Raw genomic sequence first — 20,923 nt, 5'->3', positions numbered from 1 at the left:
GAACGACGCCGATCCGCTTCGCGTCAGACGAACCGTTCGTCGCTGTGGGATCAGCTTTCGCGTGCGCTGTCCGCTGCAGTGGGACGCGCTCGAGCGCACCGACGATCCCGACGTGCGTCACTGCACCGCGTGCTCGGAGCGCGTGTACTTCTGTCGCGACGACGCCGAGACGGTCGAGCGCGCGCTCGCGGGGCAGTGCATCGCACGCGAGGAGCCCGACGCGTCGGAGAAGCCCGCCATCGTGCTCGGCCGTCCGGCGAGGCCCTTGGTGATGACTGCGCGCCAGAGCGCAGCGCAGTCGTGGAGCGGGCGCGAGCGCGGCATCCGCGAAGCGATCGCGGGCGACGTTCGCGCGACGCGGCGGTGCCCCGAGTGCGGCTATCCCGTCGCGGGATGGCGCGAGCACTGCTACGTGTGCGGGCACGCGCTCGGGCGCGCGCCGTGACTCAGAAGCGCGCCATGCCGTCGCCGAGGTTCCCGCTGTAGAGCGGGCCGCTCTCGCTGCTCGTCACCGCGACCGCGACGCCGATCGCCACGCCCACCACGACCGCGGCGCCGACGCCGATGCCGACCCAGAGCCACGTGTCGCCGTCGCCCTGGTCGCGCTCGTCCTCTCGCTCGACGACGAACGGAGCCGCCACGGCCACCGGCTCGGCGCGCGCGACCACGCGCGGCGCTTCGAGCGCGACCGTGCGCACCTCGCCCTCGCCGAGCGCGATCGACTGGCGCGCGACTTCTTCTCCGTCGCGCACGATGCGCGCGACGTGCGCGCCCGGATCGACCGGGATCGACGCGGCGAGCGACGTGACCGTCGTGCCGTCGAGCTGCACCTCGTCGTCGTCTTCGAGCCCCGCCGTCGCGATCGTCAGGCGCGCGATCCGCGGCTCCAGCGCCGCGAGCGCGTCCCCCGCCTGCGATCGATACCGCGCCTCGCGCCCGCTGGTCGCGAGCTCGAGGAAGCGCCGATAGCTCGCCACCGCCGCCACCAGCCGCCCCGTCTGCGCCTGCGCGCCCGCCAGGTTCAGCAGCGTGTTCGGCCGCTCCGCGATCGCCAGCGATCGCTCGAACGCCTCGCGCGCCTCGTCCCATCGCGCCTCGCGCGCCGCCGCGAGGCCCGCCTGGAAGAGCGCGCGCGCCTGCTCCATGTCGCCGCCGCCCTGCGCGTCGACCGGCGCCGCGAGCGCGATGATCAGTGCTCCGAGGATCGCTGCCAGCGTCCGCATCGTCGCCCTCACACGTCGCAGATGATCGTGCTGCCCGGCGGCGGCCGGCATCCGCCCACCGTGCACGTGCAGCTCCCGTAGCACTCGTCGGCGCCGGACCGGCACACGCCCGCGCTGCAGCGATCGCCCGCCGTGCACCAGCGCCCGTCGTCGCACGCCTGGCCGTCGGTCACGCGCGAGCAGCCCTGGCTCTCCACCGCCGGCACGCGGCCGCACACCCCGCCGCCGCACACGCGATCGTCGCAGGTGCGCGTCTGCGTGCCGCTCGTCGAGCAGCCCGCGCCGTTGCACACGCCCCACAGCGGCGGGCACTCGCGCGCGCCGCACGACACGCCGTCGGTCGCGCGCGAGCAGGGACGCGACTCGACGTACTCCGCGCCGAGCCCGCACGCCCCGTCGACGCACAGCGCGGGACGGCACGTGCGCGTCTCGGTCCCGCTCGTGTCGCAGGTGTCCGCGAAGTCGCCGCACCCGCTCCACGCGCCGCACTGCGGGTCGCCGCATCCACTGCCGTCGGTGTCGCGCGTGCAGGCCTCGGTCTCCGTGATCGCGCGCGCCGTGCACGCGCCGCCCGCGCACTCGCCCACGCTGCACGCGCGCGACCGCGTGCCGCTCTCGTCGCACGTGGCTTCGAAGCCGCCGCACGCGCTCCACTCCGCGCACGTCGCCGCCGCGCACTCGAGGCCGGTCGTCGTGCGCGAGCACGCCTGCGTCTCGTCGCGGTCGGTGGGCTCGCACGCGCCCTCGACGCACGCGAACGTGCGCGCCGTGCGGGTCTGCGTGCCGCTCTCCTCGCAGTCGGTCTCGAACGCGCACGCGCTCCACGCGCCCTCGGTGGGCGCCGGGCAGTCCGTGTCGCCGCTGCAGCCGGTGCAGCGATCGCTCGACTCGTCGCACGTCGTCGCGCCGACGCAGGGCGGCCCGTCGTGCGCGCTGCAGCGCCCGTCCTCGCAGCGGTCGAGGCCGTTGCAGAAGATGCCGTCGTCGCACGCGCCCTCCGCCGGCGCGTGCACGCACGAGCCGCCCTCGCAGCCGTCGGTCGTGCAGGGGTCGTCGTCGTCGCAGTCGCTCGGGCGGGTGCACGTCTCGGTGCCCGCGTCGGGCACGCCCGCGTCGTCGTCGAGGCGCGGCGCGGCGCCCTGCCAGCTCGGGAGCGCGTCGCCCTCGACGTCGATCGCGACGCAGCCCGCCTCGCCGCAGGTCTCGCCGTCCTGGCACGCGGCGCGTCCGAGGCACGCGCGCGCGAGGTGCAGCGTCAGCACGCGCGTCTCGCCGCGCACCAGCGTCACCCGATGCTCGCGCGACAGCACCGGCGAGCCGTCGCGCAGCGCCGCCGCGAGCACGGTCACCGGCCCGAGCGCGTCGCCGTGCGGCGCGACCCCGAGCGTCAGCGGCAGCATCGCCGCGTCGGTCGCGGCCTCCATCGACGCGCGCTCGACCTCGGCCATCCCGGAGGGACCGGTCACGGTCACCGTCACTTCGTCGAGGTCGACCCCTGGCGAGAGGTCGGTGTCGACCACGACGACGAGCTGGGTGGGTGGCGTGCTGCACGCGACGAGCGCGGTGACGCAGAACGCGACCGCGCCCGGAGGTACGACTCGGCGCATCCCATCGATGCTGCCCTCGCAGTACGAGCGTCCGCAAGTACAGGGTGGCGTCGCCGGGGGCGATCGGGTATCCGCGCACTCCATGAAGCCGCTCGCCATCACGGGTCTCGGCACCGTCTCCCCGGTCGCGCTCGATCACGCCGGGTTCCTCGCGGCGCTCGGCGACCCGCTCGCGGCGCGCGCGCGTGCCTTCGGCGGCCCGTGCGCCGCGCTGCCCGCGGAGAAGCTCCCGGGCGCCCGAGCGGCGGAGGTGCGCGGCTTCGACGCGAACGCGTTCCTCGGCGACAAGGGCCACCGCAACTTCGACAAGCTCACGAAGTACCTGATCGTCGCGGCGAAGCAGGCGCTCGAGAGCGCGGGGCTCAAGCAGAACGGCCAGTTCGTCGGCAAGCTCGGCCCCGATCAGATCGGCATCTGCAGCTCGACCGCGTACGGATCGCTCGACTCGATCACCGAGCTGAACCTCGTCGCGGAGCTCGAGGATCCTCGCTACATCAACCCGGCGCGCTTCCCGAACACCGTGATCAACGCGGCCGCGGGCTACGTGAGCATCTGGGAGGATCTGCGCGCGCCGAACGTCACGATCGTCGACGGCAATTGCGGCGCGCTCGACGCGGTGCTGACGTGCGAGACGCACCTCGCGCATCGTCGCGCGGACGCGTTCCTCGTCGGCGGCGGCGACGTCCTGAGCGAGCCGCTCTACGTCGCGATGCAGAAGCTCGACGCGCTCGCGGAGGGCGACGAGGACTGGGCGCCGGGCCAGGCGGAGAGCGCGGGCATGCACCTCGGCGAGGGCGCGGCGTACCTGTGCGTCGAGCGCCGCACCGAGGCGGAGGCGCGCGGCGCGAAGGTGCGCGCGCTGATCGCGGGCTACGGCACGGCGTTCGAGTCGCCGACGGAGGGCGCGTTCCTCTTGAACGCGTCGCCGGTCGCGGTGGCGCGCGCGATCCGTCTCGCGCTGGACGACGCCGGCCTTCCGCCCTCGAGCGTCGACGCGGTGTGCGCGAGCTGCTCGGGCCTGCGCAAGTGGGACGTCGCGGAGCTCTACGCGATCGAGCAGGTGCTCGGGCCGGACGTCGCGGTCGCGGCGCCGAAGGCGATGTGGGGCGAGTGCTTCGCGGGGGCGGGTGCGCTCGGGATGGCGTCGGCGGTCGCATGGATCTCGTCGGACGCGCCGGTGGGGCCTCTGCTGAGCGGGCACGTGGACGGCTCGTGTGACGTCGTCGTCGTGACGGCCGTGGGGTACTACGGGAACGTCAGCGCGGTGGTTCTCAAGCGAGCTTGATGGGGCCGCGCGGGGGAGGGCTTCGGTGAGGGCCGCGGGGAGGGGGCCCGTGCTCGGACAGTCCTCGCGATCCGACCTGCTTCGGGCGTGACCGTCGACGGCCGGGGCTCTCGCTCGCGCAGCGCTTCGCGCTTTGCTCGCTCGCATTCGCGTGTGTCGCGGAGGCTGGATGGCGCTGCGGAACTGCGCGCGGGCCCCCTCCCCGCGCCCCGGCTGGTAAGGCTTCGGCCGCGCGCGGGGGAATCGACGCAGCGCGGTGTGGTGGGGGAACGCGTGATGACGCGAGAGCGCTTCGCGCGCTCGCGCCATCACGCGGACCGACTCGCCTTCGGCATCGTGGAGCCGAATGGATCGGGCTCGCGCTTCGCGCCTCGCCCTGAATCGAGCGCCTCGCCCTGAATCGAGCGCGAGCGTTGGGGCCGAGACCGGGACCGAGTCCGAGACCGAGGCCGAGACCGAGGCCGAGGCCGAGGCCGAGGCCGAGTCCGCGTCCGCGACCGCGTCGGGGTTCGAGACCGAGTCCGACTCCGGTCCGACCGCGAGCGCGAACGCCACCGGGGCTCGAGTCGACTGTCACGTGCTGCAGCGCTGACGCATTCGCCAGAGCATTGCGAGCACGCGGTCGAGATCTCCATCGATCTCCTCGCAGACCGCCGCATCGAGATGGCGATACAGACGCGCGAATCGCAGCGCACGGCGCAGCTCGCTCGCGCTCCCCGCGGCAGTCTCGAGACGCAGCCGTCGATTGCCGCGCGTGTTGTGTCGTTGCTCTCCGAGATTGAGCAGCAGACTCCCCGCTGCGCGCTCCACCTGATCCGCGAGCCACCGACTTCGGGCTCTCAATCGCGCAGCGTTCTCGCCCAGTCGTGCGACCGCGCGTTCGGCCACCACCTCGACGTCGAGCACACCTTCGTTCCCGCTCATCCTCGCCCTCCTCGCTGGCGCTCTCCGGAGCACGCATCGCGAGGGCGAAGCCCGGTGCTCCGGAGAGAGACGGCGAGGAGGAAGGGTCACAGTCGCGCCCTCTCTCCCTGGCCGCACGTTCCGCCGACGAAGCGCGCACCGCTCGTGACGCCCGCAGTTCGGCGGCGCGAGCGATGCGCGCCGGCGGCGCATCCGAGCCCTCATTCACGTGCAGCGAGGACTCGGCCTCGGCCTCGGCGTCGGACTCGGCGTCGGACTCGGCGTCGGACTCGGCGTCGGACTCGGCCTCGGCGTCGGACTCGGCGTCGGACTCGGCGTCGGACTCGGCGTCGGACTCGGCCTCGGCGTCGGCGTCGGCGTCGGCCTCGGCCTCGGCCTCGGACTCGGCCTCTCTACTTCGACACGATCACCCGCTGCCCGAACGTCGTGTCGATCGCCAGCAGCGCGTTCAGCGCGCCCGGCGTCGTCACGAACACGCGCCCGGCCACGCCGTCGTGCGCGACGCGCGACGCGCGGTACTCGCTCGGCCCCGCACCCGCCGCCATGCCCGAGATCTGCGTGCGCTCGCCCGTCGCGAGGTCCACGCGATAGAGCCCCCACGCATCGCCGAGCAACGTCGGCACCACGACCCAGAGCGCGTCGTCGGTCGCCGCGCGGACGAGCCCCGTCGGCCACACGAGCGGCGGACCCGCGCCGACGTCCGGCCCCGAGATCACCCGGCGTCGCCCGCTCTCGAGATCGACCTCGAACACCGCCTCCTCGAGCTGCGAGACGACCCACGCCCGCGAGCCGTCGCGCGCGATCTCGATGTCGGCGGCCGTCGTGAACGTCGGCCCGTCGCCGCGCTCGCCGCTCGAGACCAGCGTGCGCGCGCCCGTCGTGACGTCGGCCGCGACGAGCGCGCTGCCGCTCGAGATCACCGCGCGGCGTCTCGTCGGGTCGAGCGCCAGCGCCCTGGGATGACCGAGCGCGACGCCCTGCTCGGGCCGCGTCCCATCGGACACCACGCGAAGCGCACCGCTCGCGAGATCGACGTCGACCAGCGCGCCCGCCTCGCCCAGCGAGGCGCTCGCCCACGCCCGGGCGCCCGCTGCGTCGACGTGGACCCCGCCCGTCAGCCCCGCGAGCGCGGCGTCGGCGACCGCCACTTCGTGGCGCTCGCCCGTCGCGAGATCGATGGAGATCACACGTCGTGGCTCGACCACGAACGCACGGCCGTCCTCGATCTCCAGCGAGCCCTCGTAGCTGCCGAGCGGCGGACCGGCACCGAACCCCTCGCGCGACACCCACCGCCGATCCCCGGTCGCGAGATCGATCTCGACGACCGCGTCGTTCTCGATGTCGAGCGCCCACACGACACCGGGGCGCGCCGGATCGACGCGCACCGAGACCGCGTGGCCGAGCGCCGGCCCGGTGCCTCGCCCGGCGCCCGAGATCAACGTGCGGTCACCGCGACGCTCGCCCGTCGTCTCGATGCGCAGGAGCGACGGTCCGGTGAGCGCGAGCGTGTCGTCGGCGCGCAGCACGAGGTCGTACACCCAGGAGAGCGCCGGACCCTCGCCGTGCGTCGCGTCGCTCAGGATCGTGACCGCGCCGGTCTCGAGATCGAGCGTCGACACGGCGGCCCCGTGGCCGACGACCGCTTCTCCACGGCCGCGCAGCACGTCGATCGGACCGGCCGGGTCGAGCGGCGCGAGCACGCTCCGCGCGCCGTCGACCAGTGAGATCGCGAGGACCTGCCGCCGCGAGTAGTCGGTCACGAGGAGCCGCGCGCGCTCGGGATCGAACGCGAGGTCCCGCGCCCACCACAGGCGCGCGCCACCGTCCGACACCACGCGCCGCGCGCCGCTCGCCGGATCGAGCGCGACGACGCGGTTCGCGTCGGAGTCGACCGCGTAGAGCGACGTTCCGTCGGACACGAGCCCGTCGAGGTAGGCATCGTCCCAGCGCGCGACGACGCGGCGCGTGCCGCGCACCGGATCGATCGCGGCGAGCGCGTGTCCGGAGATCGCGAAGAGCTCGCCGCCGATCGGGCCCGCGAGATCGCCGAGCTCGAACAGCGAGCCGTCGCGGCGCTCGATCTCGAGCCGTCGAGCGACGACGGCGCCGTCCGCCGCCTCGGCGATCACCTCGACGTCGTTCTCGCCCGGGGCGAGGGTGACCATCGCGGTCCACGACGCGAACGCATCATCCGTCTCCGCGAGCACGCCGTTCACGCGCACCGCGACCACGCCGCCCGCGCGCCCGAGCACCCGGAGGGTCGCCTCGGTGAACAGCGAGCGCGGCGGGGGGAACGCGATGACGAGCTCGGGCGCCGGCGGCGGCGCGGCGTCGCTCATCGCGCCGGCGTCGCCGTCGGAGCGGCCGCCGTCGTGATCGGGCGCGCCGGCGTCGTCCAGATTGCCGGCGTCGTCCAGATTGCCGGCGTCGTCCAGATTGCCGGCGTCGGTGTGGGGCGCGGCGTCGATCGGCGAGGCCGCGTCGACCGCGGGCGTCGAGCCTGCATCCGGCGCGGCGCCGCGAGCCTCTACGCAGGCGGCGAGCACGACGGCGAGGAGTCCGACGACGAGGCGCTGGGATCGCATGCGGGGTGCATCTGAGTTGGGGACGCGCGGGCGATCCGTCTCGGCATCGTGCACCGGGCGTCCTCGCCACCGAGCGCGCGCATGCGAGCGAGCGGCTTGCGCCGAGGGGGACGAGGCCGAGATGCTCCGGGCATATGTCCGGGCCGCGCGCACCTCGTGATCTCCTCGCAGCATCAAGCAGCGAGACGACGCCGTTCCTCCTCGAGCTCGCGCGCGCCCAGGCGTCACGGCGCACGCCCCGCGATCTCCTCGCGCAGCGCGAGCGCGACGGCTTCGTGCAGCCCTCCGCGCTCGACCTGCGGCTCGCGAACCGGCTCGATGCGCTCGCGCTCGACGTCGCGCACGAGTACGAGGCGCTGCTGCTCTCGCCCGTCGCGCCGCTCGGCGCCTGCTCGGTCCTCGCGCCGACCTCGCAGGACCGCACCATCAGCGCGTCGCGCGGGACCGAGGTGGTGAGCGACCCGACGAACGTGCTCGCGCTCGAGTGCGCGCGTCGGCTCGCGAAGGATCCGCGCGCCGACGTGCGCCTCTGCACCGTGCACCAGACCGTTCGTGCCCAGCCGCACCCCAAGCAGCCGGGCTTCTCGCCGCACTTCCGGATGTTCGCGATGGTCGAGGCGGGCGCCGCGCGCGCCGACGACGGCTTCGAGGTCGATGCGTTCGAGCGCTCGGTGCGCACCATCGATCGCGTCTTCGACGCGTCGTCCGCGCTCGGCTGCGCGATGCCCGGACGGCGCGCGATCGTGCGCGCGACGCCGGAGCGCGAGGTGATGGCGACGCGCGTGATCGAGCGCCTCCAGCGCGCGCTGCCGCACGTCGAGATCGTGCGCGAGCCGCTCGAGCACGCGTACTACGACGGCCTGCGCGTGCTCTTCGGCGCGCGCACCGCGACCGGCGCGCAGCCGCCGCTCGCCGACGCCGGTCGCTTCGACTGGATGACGAAGCTGACCTCGAACCGGAAGATGCGCTTCGTCGCGACCGGGCTCGGGATCCAGCTCCTGCCGATGCTGTTCCGGGCCTGAGCCCCTGCGGGAGTGCTCGTCCCGCGGGTCCCGGACGGGAGCGCGCGACGCGCGCGGACGGTAGAGACCGGCAGGACGAGCCGATGTTCGACAGCTCCCCGAACGAGCGGCGGGGGCTGCGCGGGCGGGGAGCGAGGCCCTCGCCGCGTAGGGCCCGACGCACCGGTGCGTAGAGGTCGCGCACTTGAAACGGCTGCTCTCGAAGGGTACGAAGACCGGCCGTTTTCGCCGGGGAAGAACCGAATGAGCTGGATCAAGGACAAGGCCCACGCCGAGCTCGCGCGCATCCGTGAGGCCAAGGAGAAGCAGGTCTATCCGTTCTTCCGCCCGTTCGAGACGGGGGGCCTGCACACGACGATCGCGGGTCAGCCGCTCGTCAACTTCAGCTCGAACGACTACCTCGGCCTCACCACCCACCCGAAGGTGAAGGAGGCGGCGAAGGCCGCGGTCGATCGCTACGCGTGCGGCCTCTCGAGCTCGCGCGTCCAGGCGACGACGGTGGCGCACGTCGAGCTCGAGGAGCGCCTCGCCAACTGGTTCAAGTTCCCGAAGTGCCTGGTCACGACGACGGGCTACCAGGCGATGGTCGGCACGATCATGTCGCTCGCCGACATCGACACCACGCTGGTGCTCGATCAGCTCTCGCACGCGTGCATCCTCGACGGCTCGTTCCTCGCGGCGGGCGTGCCGAAGAGCGGCGCGGAGATCCGCTTCTTCAACCACAACAGCGCGAAGTCGCTCGACCGCGTGCTGCGCACGAAGGAGCGCAAGAACGCGCTCGTGTGCATCGAGGGCGTGTACTCGCTCGACGGTGATCAGGCGAAGATCGCGGAGCTGATCGAGGTCTGCGCGAAACACGACGCGTGTCTCGTGCTCGACGACGCGCACGGCACCGGCACGCTCGGCGTGCACGGCCGCGGCATTCTCGAGGAGCACGGGCTCGAGGGGAAGTTCCCGAGCGAGAAGCTCGTCGTCGTCTCGACGTTCAGCAAGACGTTCGGCGGCATCGGCGGGATCATCCTCGGCGACGAGGAAGTGGTCGATCACATCAAGCACCGCGCGCGCTCGTTCCTGTTCAGCGCGACGCTGCCGGTGCCGATCGTCGCGGCGGCGAGCACGATCCTCGACATGCTCGAGGAGAGCGGCCCGCAGCTGGTCGGCGAGCTGCGCGAGAAGGCGGGCTACATGCGGAAGTCGCTGAAGGAGATCGGGTTCGATCTCGGGCACAGCGACACGCACATCATGCCGGTGATGTGCCGCGAGGAGCGCAAGGCGCTCTTCATGCACGTCGCGCTGATGGAGAACGGCGTGATGATGGTCCCGATCACGTATCCGGGCGTGAAGCACGGCGAGGAGCGGCTGCGCCTGAACGTGACGCGCGGGCACTCGCGCGAGGACATGGACAAGTGCCTCGACCTGCTGAAGACGTACGGCGAGGCGTTCTTCGTCTTGTCGGGTGAAGAGATCGGCGAGCTCGAGGTCTGAGGATCGGCCGCGCGGGGTAGGGCTTCGGCGAGGGGCGCGGGAAGCGGGCCCGTGCTCGGACGGTCCTCGCGATCCGACCTGCTCCGGTTTCGGTGGACGATGGCCGGGGCTCTCGTCAGCGCGATGCGCCTTCAGCGCGTCGCGCTGACTCGCATTCGGCTGCGTACAGGAGGCTGGTTGGCGCTGCGGAACTGCGCGCGGGCCCCCTCCCCGCGCCCCGGCTGGTAGGGCTTCGGCCGCGCGCGGAGGGATGGTCGCAGCTCGGTGGAGTAGGGGGAACGCGTGATGACGCGAGAGCGCTTCGCGCGCTCGCGTCATTCACGCGGACCGACTCGCCCTTCGGGCATCGTGGAGCCGAATTCTACGCGCGTCGCAGAGCTCTTCCGCGAGCACGAGTTGGCGTCGCTCACGACGGCAGAGCGCTCACGCGAGCAGAGCGACTCGCGAGCGGTGGTCAGCGATGGAAGGTGAGCACGGCGCCCGGGTCTTCGGCGTCGAACACGGCCCGGGTCGCGACCACGACACGAACGATCCCGCGCTTCGCGCGAAGCTCCCGCCCTCGACGTCCCGACCGAATACGAGCGCGCGGTCCCCGTGGGCCGCGACGAAGTCCACTCCGACGTCCGAGTACGACTCGCCGCCGGCTGGCGCGGGCGCCACGAGGTGCCGGGTCGCGAGGTCGTCGGGCGCGAGGATCGCGGCGAACGGACCGTGCCGCACGTCGCTCGCTCCGACGCGCCCGGGGCGGCGCATCGATCCGCCGACGACCACCGCGTCGTGCGACGCCGCGATCGCGCGCACGTAGGGAGGTGGCGACTCGTCGCTCGTGATCGCCGTGCTCGCGAGCACCGTGAGCGCGCGGTCGAAGCGCACGACGCCGAAGGCCTCGGTCACGCAGCCGGCCTCCATGAGCGCGTAGAGATCTCCGCCGGGATGCGCGGCGAGGCGGTGCACCCCGAAGGACCCGCGCGAGCAGTCGATCGCAACGGCGCGGGTGCGGCCCTCGGGTGTGAAACAGGCGATGAACGCATCGCCCTGCATCACCTCGGGCAGCTCGTCGGACGCCTCGCGACCCGTGCGGCTCCCGCCGAGGCACGCGTCTCCGTCGGCCGTGGCCACGAGGTCCCACACGGTGAACCCGGGCGGCAGCTCGATCGCGCCCGGCACGGCGGGCCCCGCATCGTCCGGCGTGGCGGGCCCGGCGTCACCCGGCGAGGCGTCGTCCGCTCGCGCGAGCCCGGCGTCGCCGAGCGCGGGCGACGACCGGGTCCCGCATCCGAGCACGCACGACGACAGCAACCACGCGAGTGGCCGCAGCACGAGGTCCAATGGCCGCTGCGCGATCTGCATCGCGCGAGCACACGCGGTGCACCGCCCGACCGGCTCCCCGATGAGCAGCGGCTTCTCGCCCGCAGCGCCGATCTCGGCGGTCACGCCGACCTCGATGCGCCGCCCGAGCTGACCTCTACGATCACGCGACCCGCGATCCTCGTCCACCGTTCACCGCGACGATGTGACCGACCCTGGCGTGGCCGTCGTCGTCGACCTGAGCGGTCCGCTCGACCCTCGAAGCGCTGCCGTCGTCGATCTCAGCGTTTCGCTCGACCCTCGAGGCGCTGGCGTCGTCGATCTCAGCGTCCCGCCCGACCCTCGAAGCGCTCCCGTCGTCGATCTCAGCGTTCCGGTCGACCCTCGAAGCGGCCCAACGCTGATCTCAGCGTTCCGGTCGACCCTCGAAGCGGCCCAACGCTGATCTCAGCGATCCGCTCGACCCTCGAAGCGGCCGAACGCTGATCTCAGCGGTCCCGCCGACCGTCGCGACGCCCGAAGGCCGACCTCGACGATCCCGCCACCAGCGAGCCTGCCGATCGCTCCGATCTGCGCTCGCACCGACCCACTCGGGCGCCGTGCGCGCGTCTTCGCGCGCAACGCAGCTCGCTTCGCGCCGAAACCCGGGATCGTGCGGCGCGCGCGTCACGGACGTCGCTGCCGCGCTCCCCCTCACCGACGAGCAGAGCGATGCCCCGTCCTGGACGTTCCCTTGCGATCCCGCTCCGCCCCGAGCCGATCACGTTCGGAAACTACTGCGACGGCGTCCGCCTGTGCGCGAGCCACGTCAAGCCGCTCGCGGGCTCGCTGCGCGTCGCCGCCCCCGGCGACCTCTCGCGGCGCGCGCGGGCGCAGCTCGACACGATCGACGACATCGCAATCGCGATCGACGACATTCGCACCGCACGCCAGGGATCGGCCGCCGTGAAGCCGGCGTTCGACCTCCTCGGCGCCGCGTTCGGCGCGACGCACGACACGCTGCTCGCGAAGAGCCGACTCCCGGGCCGAGCGACGGTGTCGGTGCGCGCGCCGCAGCGCTCCACGCGTGGCTGTTCCCGAACGGCCTCGGGTTCACCCGCTGGGACGCGCACGCCGCGTGGTCCGAGGCCGATCGCATCCTGCGGGTGATCGCGCAGCTCGGTCTCGAGGCCGAGCTCGACGCGATGATCGGTCCCGAGCCCCGCGCCACGGCGAGGACGTCGTGCGACGCGCTGCGCGAGGCGCTCGGGATCGGAGGCGCGCCGCGCGAGACGCCGCGCTCGAAGGCGCTCCAGGAGGCGATGCAAGCGTTCTCGCGCGAGGTCAGCCGCTACGCGCGGATGCTCGCGGCCGACGTCGACACCACCGACCCGAGCTCCGTCGAGCGGTTCCGGCACGCGGTGATGACCCCGATCGACACGTTCCGATCGCGCCGGAAGCGCGAGCAGCCCGCGCCAGCGGATCCGTCGAGCGGCCCGACCGCACCGACGCCGATCGTCGACGCGCGTTGAGTGTCAGAGCGAGCGGAGCGCTCAGATCGGAATCGACTGGCACCCGAAGATCACGTCGAGCCCCCCGCTCGTCTCCGCCGTCTCCTCGCGCGCGAACTCGCACGAGCTCGGGCACAGGATCACGCGCGTCGGGCTCGCCGCGTCGTCGTAGTGCCATCCACCGCGCGTCGGATCACACGACGCCGCCGCGCCCGCGTACGGGATCGTGGTCGAGCCCGACGCGCCGCGGATCTGCACGTTCACGCGCCGCGGATCGAGCACCGTGCCCTCGGGCGGCTCCGGCATCGCGACCTCGCACTCGATGCGCGACGTCTCCGCGACCGTGCTCGCGACGCGGTCGAGGAAGGGACCCCACGCCGGGGCGCCGTCGCAGATCTTCGCGCGCACGCCGCCGGTGCGCTGCACCAGCGTCGTGTACGTCCAGCCCGGGCTCGCCTCGTCGGTCGCCGAGAACCTGCACGCGACGTCCGGATCGGTCTCGGACCCGTAGCCGTAGATCGCGTTGAACGTGTAGCCCTCGAAGAGCGTGCCGTACGTCGCCGTGAGCAGCCCGGGCCCGAGCGCGCGGGGCGCGCCCGAGGTGCCGCCCCCGAACGGATGGAGCCCGCCGGGGTAGTCCTCGAGCGACGTCTCGGTGAGCGGCGGCCGCCCCGCGATGCACTCCGCGTCCATCTGATGCGGCCGGGCGCACGTCCTCGCGTTGTCGTCGGTCACGACGACGATCGTCTTCGTCGCGTCCTCGCGCAGCAGGTGCCGCCACGGCGCCGACCCGACGCCGCTGCCGTCCGTGTAGCCCGTGGACTGCCCCAGCGTGCCGAGGATCTGCTCGATCGGCTGGGTGCTCCGGATGTCGACCTCGACCTGGAAGAAGCGCTCGCCGTCGCCGCAGTCCGAGTCGCCCGAGAGCGGCGGCGGGATGCACACGCGGTAGCGGCTCCCGCTCAGCCCGCGACCGCGCAGGCTCAGCATGATGACGCGGTAGTCGTCGAGCTCACGGTCGGTGATCAGGTCGACGAAGTCGTTGATGCCTTCCTGCACCTGCCGGATCGCCGGCTCCATCGAGGTCGAGTTGTCGACGACCCAGATGATGTCGACCGGCCTTCGCGTCACCTCGACGAGCGAGCTGCCCATCGCGCAGCCCGCGTCGGGATCGAGCACGATCGGCGCGTCGATCGGCGCATCGGTCGGCGTCGACGCGTCGTCGGGGCCGGCGTCGAAGCCGCCGGCGTCCGCGGCGCCGTCGACTGATGCGTCGACGAGCAGCCCCGAGGCGTCGAAGCCCTCTGCGCGCTCGGTGCACGCAGGCAGGACGAAGGGAAGGGTGAGGGCGAGGAGCGCCGCGACACGACCATACGGCAAGTGCACCGATCGAGCTTATCACGCCGCCGCGACACCAAGCCGGTGACGCCCCGGCGACATCGATGCCGCGTCGGCTCCGTCTCGCGTCCGCCCTCGGTCTCGGTCTCGCCCCCGTCCTCTCGACGCGCCCGCGCGCTTTGTCTACACCGGGCTCGTCGTGCTCTCGCGCCACGTGCTCGTCACGCTCCTCGCCGCGCTCCTGGGCGCGGCCGCGGTCGCGCGCGCGCAGGAGCTCGAGGGCGGCGTCCAGCGCGCGGGTGAGCCTTCGTGGGGCGACCACGCGCACCCCGAGCGACGCCGCGCGCGACAGCTGCGGCGCCAAGGGCTCGTGAAGCTCCTCGACGCGCAGGAGTCCGATCCCGACTCGCTGGGCCCGCCGCCCGAGGTGCTCTTCGAGCAAGCGCTCGTGCGCTTCGAGCGCGCGCGGCGCGACCTCCCCGACGACCCCGATCTCCTCTACTTCACCGGCCTCGCGCTCGCGGGTTGGTTCCGGCGGGAGCCCGACGGGCGCGAGGAGCGTCGCACCGAAGAAGCGGTCGCGGCGTTCGAGGATCTGCGTCGCGCCGATCCCGACTACCACGCCGATCGCGTCGCGTTCGAGCTCGCGATCCTGCACTCGCGACGCGGCGATCACCGCGCGGCGGTCTCCGAGTACCGGCGCGCGCTCGACGCGTCGCTGCTGCCCGCCGCGCCGATGCCGCAGGCGATGACCGATCGTGAGCTCTCGCTGGCGCGGCTCTTCACGCCGGTGCCGCTCGCGACGGTGCACCTCAACCTCGCCGAGAACACGATGATGATCGGCGACCTCGAGAGCGCGATCGCCTCCTACCGCCGCGCGAGCGAGCTCGCGGGCAACGACTCGCTCGGTCGCGTGCTCTCGCTGTGGGGCCTCGCGCTCGCGCTCGACCGCAGCGGCGAGCATCGCGAGGCGCTCGCGACCGCGCGTCGCGCGATCCAGGCCGATCCCTTCGCGGCACCGTCGCCGACCGACGCGCGGCTCGGCGTCGATCGGCGCGCGCACGGACCGATGGCGGTGCTCCACAGCCGCCTCGTGTTCTTCGAGCCGGCGTACGAAGTCCACGCGTACGACGGCGTCGGCTGGGAAGCGCTGGCGCTCGAAGCGGATGCGGCGGCCTCGCGCGAGGAGCTCCTGCGTCGCGCGCGCGCTTCGTGGGCGACGTACCTGACGGGCGGCGGCAACGAAGGCCGGTACGCGGAGCACGCGACGCGCGCGGCCGAGCGCCTCGATCAGGACCTTGCGCGCCGCGGCCGCTGATCACGGCGCAGGGGGCTGGACCGCCGCGATCGGCTGGTGATCGAGGTCGGGCGGTTCGCGCGTGAGCGCGTCGGGCTCGCTCTCGCTCTCGTCGTCGGTCTCCATCGCGCGCACGGCGTCACGCGCGGCGAGCACCACCGCGGTCGCGCTCGTCGAGAGCTCCGGCGCCGCTTCGGTCTCGGGCGTCGGCGCGATCGGCGCGTCGTCGTCGGCAGGCGGAGCCGGCGCGACCGGCCGTGCACGTCGAGGCTCGCGCCGCACCTGCACCGGCGGCGGCGGTGCCTCGGCGTCGGGCTCCGCGGCAGCCGCAGGCAGCGTCACGATGACGGGCTCGATCACGGCCTCGGCCTCGGCCTCGGTCACGGCCTCGGTCACGGCCTCGGCCACGGCCTCGGTCTCGGCCTCGGTCTCGACCGGCAGCGTCGTCGCCGCGATCGGCGTCGCGACCACGTGCGGCCGCACCACGCGCGCGACCACGAACGCGAGCGTCAGCGCCGCGAGCGTGACCGCGGCGAGCCCCACGACGCGCGCGGCCGAGCGCTGCTTCCGCTGCGCGACGCGCACCTTGATGGTGTCGAGCCGCGCCGACGCGCGGCGCTTCCGCGCGTCGTGCGCGTCCTGCGCCATCGACGCCGGAGGCGGCGTCGGGATCGTGATGTCGATCGCGTCCGAGGACGCGTCGCGCTTGGGCGCGTCTCTCGCGAGCGTGCGGTGGTGCGCGATGACGCGTCGATCGGACTCGATGCCGTCGCCGCACGTGAGCGACACGAACGCCGCGACCTCGCGGTGCGTGCCCACCACGCCCGTCTCCTCCGCGACGCGCATCAGCGCCTCGAGCATCGCGTCGGCGGACTGGAAGCGTCGCTCGCGGGTGCGCTCGAGCGCGCGCGCCGCGATCTCGTCGAACGCCTCGTGCTGCGGCGCGATGCGCGAGACCCACGGGATCGGCTCGGTGAGCACGCGGCGCATCGACGTGACCATGTCGCCCTTGAAGAGCCGCTGCGCCGTGAGCCCTTCCCAGAGCATCACGCCCGCCGAGAACACGTCGGCGCGCTCGTCGACCTGCTCGCCCGCGACGTGCTCGGGCGACGAGTACGACGCCTTGCCCTTGAACTGTCCGGCCTGCGTCGTGGTGAGGCGCGCCTTCGCCTTCGCGACGCCGAAGTCCGAGACCTTCGCGACGCCGTCGACGCCGACGAGCACGTTCTGCGGGCTCACGTCGCGATGCACGATGCGCATCGGCTCGCCGTCCGGACCGCGCACCGCGTGCGCCGCCGCGAGGCCCTCGAGCATGTCGGCGAGGATGCGGACGATCACGCGCGTGGGCATCACGCGCCCTTGCTCGCGCGCGCGCTTGAGCAGCGTCGCGAGCGTGACGCCCTCGACGTACTGCATGACGAGGAAGGGGCCCGCGATCGGATCGATGCCGACCGAGAGCGTCTCGACGACGTTCGGGTGCCGGATCGCGGCGCCGAGGCGCGCCTCGTCGAGCAGCATCGTGTTGAACTCGTCGAGGTGCGTGTAGCAGTCGAGCAGCGTCTTGATCGCGGCGAGGTGCTCGAAGCCCGCGGGCCCGTGCGTCACCGCGACGTGCACGCGCGCCATCGCGCCGCGGCCGAGCTCGTGGAGCAGTCGATAGCGCCCGATGCGCTCGGGCATCGTCGCGTCCGGCGCGAGCGCGCGCGCAGCTTCGGGCGCGACCTCGACGATGCTGCTGCTCGCGAGCGAGATCTCGATGATCTCCTCGGATGGCACGGCGTCGCGCGAGGCCGGATGCGAGCTGCGTGCACCAGACGACGTCATGCAGATCCTCTCGCGAACGTCGGCGACCCACACGAACTGCTCGCGCGGGCGGACAGCGCTGGATTTCGCAGGATCCGTACCGCGCGAGATCGCGGGAATTCGCGCGTCAGCGCAGCGCGCCACGGAGCGGCGCCCGCTCTGCGCCACGCGCGGCGCAGCGCGCGCTCCTCGCGGGATGAAGGAGAGATCGACCACGGAGGGCCACGGAGGGCCGCAGAGAGGATTTCTCTGCGGCTCTCTGCGGCCCTCTGCGGTGAATTCTCTTCTGCGCCGCGTCAGCGACGACGCGCCGCCGGGCGCTTCGAGCTGCCCTTCGTGCGCAGCTCGCCGACGACCTGCTCCCACTGCGCGACGTCGAGCAGCGCGTAGCGCTCGGTCGTCGCGTCGTAGACGAACGTGCCCGCGCCGTCGTCGAGCGACACGCCCGCCTCGCGCAGCGGCGCCTTCATCGTGCGGTAGCCGTCCGTCAGCGGGATCGCCTCGACGAGCCGGACGAAGCGCGGCCTGCGCGCCGGCACCAGCGCGAGCGCGATCTCGCGCGAGAGCGTGTCGCCGTCGAGATCGACGCCGCGGCTCGGCACCATCGACGCGACGAGCACCTCGCCCGCGATGCCGGGCAGGCTCACGCCGTACGCCGCCGCGCGACGCACGCCCGGCATGCGCGCGAGCGAGTCCTCGATCGCGATCGTCGGGATCGGCCCGCCCGCGCTGCGCACGACGTCGGCGAGGCGATCGACGAACCAGTAGTCGCCGTCGGCGTCGCGACGCAGCAGGTCGCCGGTGACGAACCACGCGTCGCCCGCCTCGAACACGCCGCGCAGCACGCGCCCCGCGGCCTCGCTCTCCTCGTCGCCCTCGCGACGTCCCTCGGGGCGCGCGACGTAGCCGTCGAACGTCGCCATCGGATGCACCGGATCGATGCGCGCGATCAGCACGCCCGGCTCGTCGATGCCGCTCGTGAGCAAGCGGCCCGACTCGTCGCGCGCGAGGTCTTCCTTGTCGAAGTCCCACCCGAGCAGCGCGAGATCCGTGCTGCCCGGCAGCGGACGACCGAGCGCGCCGATCTTCGTGCCCGACGCGTTCGCGAGCACCGCGTTGCCCTCGGTCGATCCGTAGAACTCGAGCACGGACGCGCGACCGAAGCGCTGCACCAGGCGCTCCCAGACGTCGGCGCGCATCCCGCTGCCCGCGAAGAGGCGCACGGGCGAGTGCGCGTCGAGCGGCGATGCCGGCGCCTCGACGACCGCGCGCAGCATGTCGCCGGCGTAGAAGACGACGGTCGCGCCGTAGCGACGGACCTCGGGCCACATCGTCTCGGGATCGAAGCGCTTCGCGAGCGCGAGGCGCGCGCCGCCGACCAGCGCGCCGCCGACCGCGACGAGCATGCCCGCCGCGTGGTGCAGGGGCAGGCAGCAGTAGACGGTGTCGTTCGAGGTCAGCGTGCACCCGGCCGCCGCGCCGAGCGCGGAGAACGCCCAGCGTCGGTTCGTGATGCGCGCGGCCTTCGGGACCTCGTGACGCCCCGCGGTGAAGATGATGCACGCGAGGTCCGACGCGCGGCCCGCGTCGGGCTCGTACCAGGGCGGCAGCACGACGGCGTCGGGATCGATCGACTCCATGTCGAGCACGCCCTCGGGCAGCGTGGGCTTCTCGCCAGGGCCGGGGGCGGCGGGGCCCCGGCCAGGAGGACCGCCGCCGAGCGAGAGCACCGGGCCCGTGAACGCCTCGCGCGCCCGCTCCGCGTGGTCGGGGTCGGTGACGAGCAGCTCCATCGGCGCGCCGGTCTCGCCGAGCAGCCGCAGCGCGTGCTCGAGCGAGATGCGCGTGCTGTCGGGGCTCAGCAGCACAGCGACCGCGCCCATGCGGTTCAGCGCGCAGACGATCGACAGGTACGAAGGACGCGTCGTCATCAGCACGCCGACGCGCGTGCCCTTGCGGACGCCGCAGTGCACGAGGCCGCGCACGACGTTGTCGACGCGGCGATCCGCGTCGCGGTAGGTGAACGCGCGGCCCTTCCAGAGGAAGAACGTGCTCTCGGGGATCGCGGCGGCCTGATCGGCGAGCGCCTTGCCCATCGAGATGCGCGTGTGGGCCTCGATGCGGCGCAGCTTCTGGAGGCGCGGGACCTGCCAGCGCAGCGAGTCGATCACCTCGCCGACCTCGCGGCCGACGTCGCTCACGCGCGTCCACATCGCGTCGACCGCGCCGGTCGCGACGTCGTAGAACGCCTCGACGTCGATCGGCGCTTCGTCGAACTCCTCGTCGTCGATGTCGATCGGCGAGGGGCGCGAGGGCTCGTCACGCAGGCGCTCGGGGATGGCGCCGTCCGCGTCGCGCCAGCGCACCCACTCGATCACCGAGGGCCAGGTCACGGTCACCGCGCGGCTGCCGACGACGAGCCCGAAGTGCCCGGCGCGCACCGGGATCTCGTGGATCTCCGACGCGGGCGCGGCCTCGCGGATCGCGCGCACCGACGCGGCGCGCGCGATCTCGTCGGTCTCGCCGACGAAGAAGAGGATCGGGCAGGTGACGTCGGCGAGCGTGACCGTGCGCCCGTCGATCACGAAGCCGCCCGACGCGAGCCGGTTGTGCACGATGAACTCGTCGACGAACGTGCGGAACGCCGGGCCGGGCCACGCGACGAAGCCCTCGCCCGCGAGGAAGCGGCGGCGGCTCTCGCGCTTCTCGAGCGCGTTGCGGTCGTGGAGCTTCTGCACGAACTCGAAGACCTGCTGCACTTCCTTGCGGACGCTGAGCAGCTTGAAGCCGGTGCTCGTGAGGAAGCCGGGCAGGCCCTCCATCTGGCGCAGCGGGATCTCGACCGCGCGTCGCGCCGCGGCGATCACGCGCTCCGCGGCCTGCACGCCGATGCCCGGGAGGTTGCGGCGGATGTCGACCGGCGATCCGAACGTGACGATCGAGCGGATGCCCGCGCTCCGGCGCAGCGCCGCGACCTGGTAGCAGAACATGCCGCCCTGCGAGTACCCCGCGAGGTGCACGTCCTTGCCGGTGCGCTTGATGACCTCGTCGATCGCGCGATCGACGGCGCGCACGTGATCGTCGAGCGTGCGCTCCATGCCGCCGGGCGTGCGCTCGGGCGCGCCGAAGTCGACGAGCCACACGTCGAGCCCGGCACGACCGAGCTGCGTGACCGCGCTGAGCTCGGGCGAGATGTCGTAGACCTCGCTCGTGACCATCAGCGGCGGGACGAGGAGCACCGGACGCAGCGACTCGGTGTCGTCGGGGAGCTCGTCGAGCGCGCCCGGCACCGGCGCGGGCGCGAGGTAGTGGCGCAGCTTCGAGACGCGATCCTCGTACGCCACCTCGAACGCGGCGGCGTAGGGCGCGCCGAGCCGCCCGAGGCGCATCACCTCCACCGCGTTGCGCGCGCTCGCCGAGAGGCGCCCGAAGGCGCGCGAGAGACCTGGACCACCACTGCGCCGCCGACGACGACGGCTCTCACGCTCGCGATCGCTGCTCATGAAAGGCTGGGAGCTCCCCCGGGCGGGCTCGTGCCCGACGTCGGCCGAGCATA

At 73.2% G+C, this 20,923-nt stretch carries 15 protein-coding genes; 7 read left to right on the top strand and 8 right to left on the bottom strand.

The window, feature by feature from the left end; genetic code table 11:
* Positions 1 to 61 precede the first annotated feature (61 nt).
* On the top strand, positions 62 to 445 hold the full coding sequence (locus tag DB32_RS22850) for a hypothetical protein (RefSeq protein ID WP_157069301.1): 384 nt from the start codon (positions 62 to 64) through the stop codon (positions 443 to 445).
* Position 446: 1 nt separating this feature from the next.
* Here the strand turns inward: DB32_RS22850 and DB32_RS22845 are convergent, their stop codons facing one another.
* Positions 447 to 1,223 (bottom strand): tetratricopeptide repeat protein, encoded by a 777-nt coding sequence (locus DB32_RS22845; RefSeq protein WP_157069300.1) that lies wholly within the window; start codon positions 1,221 to 1,223, stop codon positions 447 to 449.
* Between the two features lie 8 nt (positions 1,224 to 1,231).
* Entirely contained in the window at positions 1,232 to 2,830 is a 1,599-nt protein-coding gene (locus DB32_RS48460; RefSeq protein ID WP_053234760.1) for a hypothetical protein, read from the bottom strand.
* Between the two features lie 82 nt (positions 2,831 to 2,912).
* On the opposite strand from DB32_RS48460, the gene DB32_RS48455 reads away from it, so the two are divergent.
* Entirely contained in the window at positions 2,913 to 4,115 is a 1,203-nt protein-coding gene (locus tag DB32_RS48455) for a beta-ketoacyl synthase N-terminal-like domain-containing protein (RefSeq protein WP_053234759.1), read from the top strand.
* Between the two features lie 346 nt (positions 4,116 to 4,461).
* On the top strand, positions 4,462 to 4,707 hold the full coding sequence (locus DB32_RS22830) for a hypothetical protein (RefSeq protein WP_053234758.1): 246 nt from the start codon (positions 4,462 to 4,464) through the stop codon (positions 4,705 to 4,707).
* Here the strand turns inward: DB32_RS22830 and DB32_RS48450 are convergent.
* Together DB32_RS48450 and DB32_RS22820 are read right to left on the bottom strand one after the other, a co-directional pair.
* Complete coding sequence (locus DB32_RS48450; RefSeq protein WP_169791518.1) at positions 4,689 to 5,021, bottom strand: four helix bundle protein; 333 nt, start codon at positions 5,019 to 5,021, stop codon at positions 4,689 to 4,691. The genes DB32_RS22830 and DB32_RS48450 overlap by 19 nt on opposite strands.
* 410 nt (positions 5,022 to 5,431) lie before the next feature.
* On the bottom strand, positions 5,432 to 7,624 hold the full coding sequence (locus tag DB32_RS22820; protein WP_053234756.1) for a hypothetical protein: 2,193 nt from the start codon (positions 7,622 to 7,624) through the stop codon (positions 5,432 to 5,434).
* A gap of 134 nt (positions 7,625 to 7,758) precedes the next feature.
* Here DB32_RS22820 and DB32_RS22815 point away from each other — a divergent pair, with 134 nt between their 5' ends.
* Together DB32_RS22815 and DB32_RS22810 are read left to right on the top strand one after the other, a co-directional pair.
* Positions 7,759 to 8,646, top strand: coding sequence for a hypothetical protein (locus DB32_RS22815; RefSeq protein ID WP_053234755.1), 888 nt, complete (start codon positions 7,759 to 7,761; stop codon positions 8,644 to 8,646).
* 243 nt (positions 8,647 to 8,889) lie between these two features.
* Positions 8,890 to 10,131 carry an aminotransferase class I/II-fold pyridoxal phosphate-dependent enzyme gene (locus tag DB32_RS22810; protein WP_053234754.1) on the top strand — a complete coding sequence of 414 codons (1,242 nt, stop codon included), beginning with the start codon at positions 8,890 to 8,892 and terminating at the stop codon, positions 10,129 to 10,131.
* Positions 10,132 to 10,554: 423 nt separating this feature from the next.
* Here DB32_RS22810 and DB32_RS22805 read toward each other — a convergent pair whose 3' ends face one another.
* On the bottom strand, positions 10,555 to 11,628 hold the full coding sequence (locus DB32_RS22805; RefSeq protein WP_053234753.1) for a hypothetical protein: 1,074 nt from the start codon (positions 11,626 to 11,628) through the stop codon (positions 10,555 to 10,557).
* A gap of 956 nt (positions 11,629 to 12,584) precedes the next feature.
* On the opposite strand from DB32_RS22805, the gene DB32_RS22795 reads away from it, so the two are divergent.
* Entirely contained in the window at positions 12,585 to 12,950 is a 366-nt protein-coding gene (locus DB32_RS22795; RefSeq protein ID WP_053234751.1) for a hypothetical protein, read from the top strand.
* A gap of 21 nt (positions 12,951 to 12,971) precedes the next feature.
* On the opposite strand, the gene DB32_RS22790 is transcribed toward DB32_RS22795, so the two are convergent.
* Positions 12,972 to 14,315 carry a hypothetical protein gene (locus DB32_RS22790; RefSeq protein WP_157069297.1) on the bottom strand — a complete coding sequence of 448 codons (1,344 nt, stop codon included), beginning with the start codon at positions 14,313 to 14,315 and terminating at the stop codon, positions 12,972 to 12,974.
* A 151-nt stretch (positions 14,316 to 14,466) separates the two neighbouring features.
* Between DB32_RS22790 and DB32_RS22785 the strand changes: the two genes are divergently transcribed.
* The gene (locus DB32_RS22785) at positions 14,467 to 15,585 is read left to right on the top strand and encodes a tetratricopeptide repeat protein (RefSeq protein WP_053234749.1); all 1,119 of its coding nucleotides are present in this window, start codon (positions 14,467 to 14,469) and stop codon (positions 15,583 to 15,585) included.
* On the opposite strand, the gene DB32_RS22780 is transcribed toward DB32_RS22785, so the two are convergent.
* Both DB32_RS22780 and DB32_RS22775 read right to left on the bottom strand, forming a co-directional pair.
* Entirely contained in the window at positions 15,586 to 17,388 is a 1,803-nt protein-coding gene (locus DB32_RS22780) for a serine/threonine-protein kinase (RefSeq protein ID WP_157069296.1), read from the bottom strand.
* 275 nt (positions 17,389 to 17,663) lie between these two features.
* Entirely contained in the window at positions 17,664 to 20,870 is a 3,207-nt protein-coding gene (locus DB32_RS22775) for an alpha/beta fold hydrolase (protein ID WP_053234747.1), read from the bottom strand.
* Positions 20,871 to 20,923: the final 53 nt, after the last annotated feature.

It is taken from the genome of Sandaracinus amylolyticus, assembly GCF_000737325.1.
In the GTDB taxonomy this organism is placed as follows: Bacteria; Myxococcota_A; Polyangia; order Polyangiales; family Sandaracinaceae; genus Sandaracinus; species Sandaracinus amylolyticus.
This window is presented reverse-complemented; position numbering and strand designations above follow the sequence as displayed.

Excerpts from the sequence above, each read along its gene's own strand:
- DB32_RS48460 (WP_053234760.1), bottom strand. The coding sequence starts at position 2,830 with ATGCGCCGAGTCGTACCTCCGGGCGCGGTCGCGTTCTGCGTCACCGCG.
- DB32_RS22845 (WP_157069300.1), bottom strand. The coding sequence starts at position 1,223 with ATGCGGACGCTGGCAGCGATCCTCGGAGCACTGATCATCGCGCTCGCG.
- DB32_RS22830 (WP_053234758.1), top strand. The coding sequence starts at position 4,462 with ATGGATCGGGCTCGCGCTTCGCGCCTCGCCCTGAATCGAGCGCCTCGC.
- DB32_RS22775 (WP_053234747.1), bottom strand. The coding sequence starts at position 20,870 with ATGAGCAGCGATCGCGAGCGTGAGAGCCGTCGTCGTCGGCGGCGCAGT.
- DB32_RS22815 (WP_053234755.1), top strand. The coding sequence starts at position 7,759 with ATGTCCGGGCCGCGCGCACCTCGTGATCTCCTCGCAGCATCAAGCAGC.
- DB32_RS48455 (WP_053234759.1), top strand. The coding sequence starts at position 2,913 with ATGAAGCCGCTCGCCATCACGGGTCTCGGCACCGTCTCCCCGGTCGCG.
- DB32_RS22780 (WP_157069296.1), bottom strand. The coding sequence starts at position 17,388 with ATGACGTCGTCTGGTGCACGCAGCTCGCATCCGGCCTCGCGCGACGCC.
- DB32_RS22810 (WP_053234754.1), top strand. The coding sequence starts at position 8,890 with ATGAGCTGGATCAAGGACAAGGCCCACGCCGAGCTCGCGCGCATCCGT.
- DB32_RS22820 (WP_053234756.1), bottom strand. The coding sequence starts at position 7,624 with ATGCGATCCCAGCGCCTCGTCGTCGGACTCCTCGCCGTCGTGCTCGCC.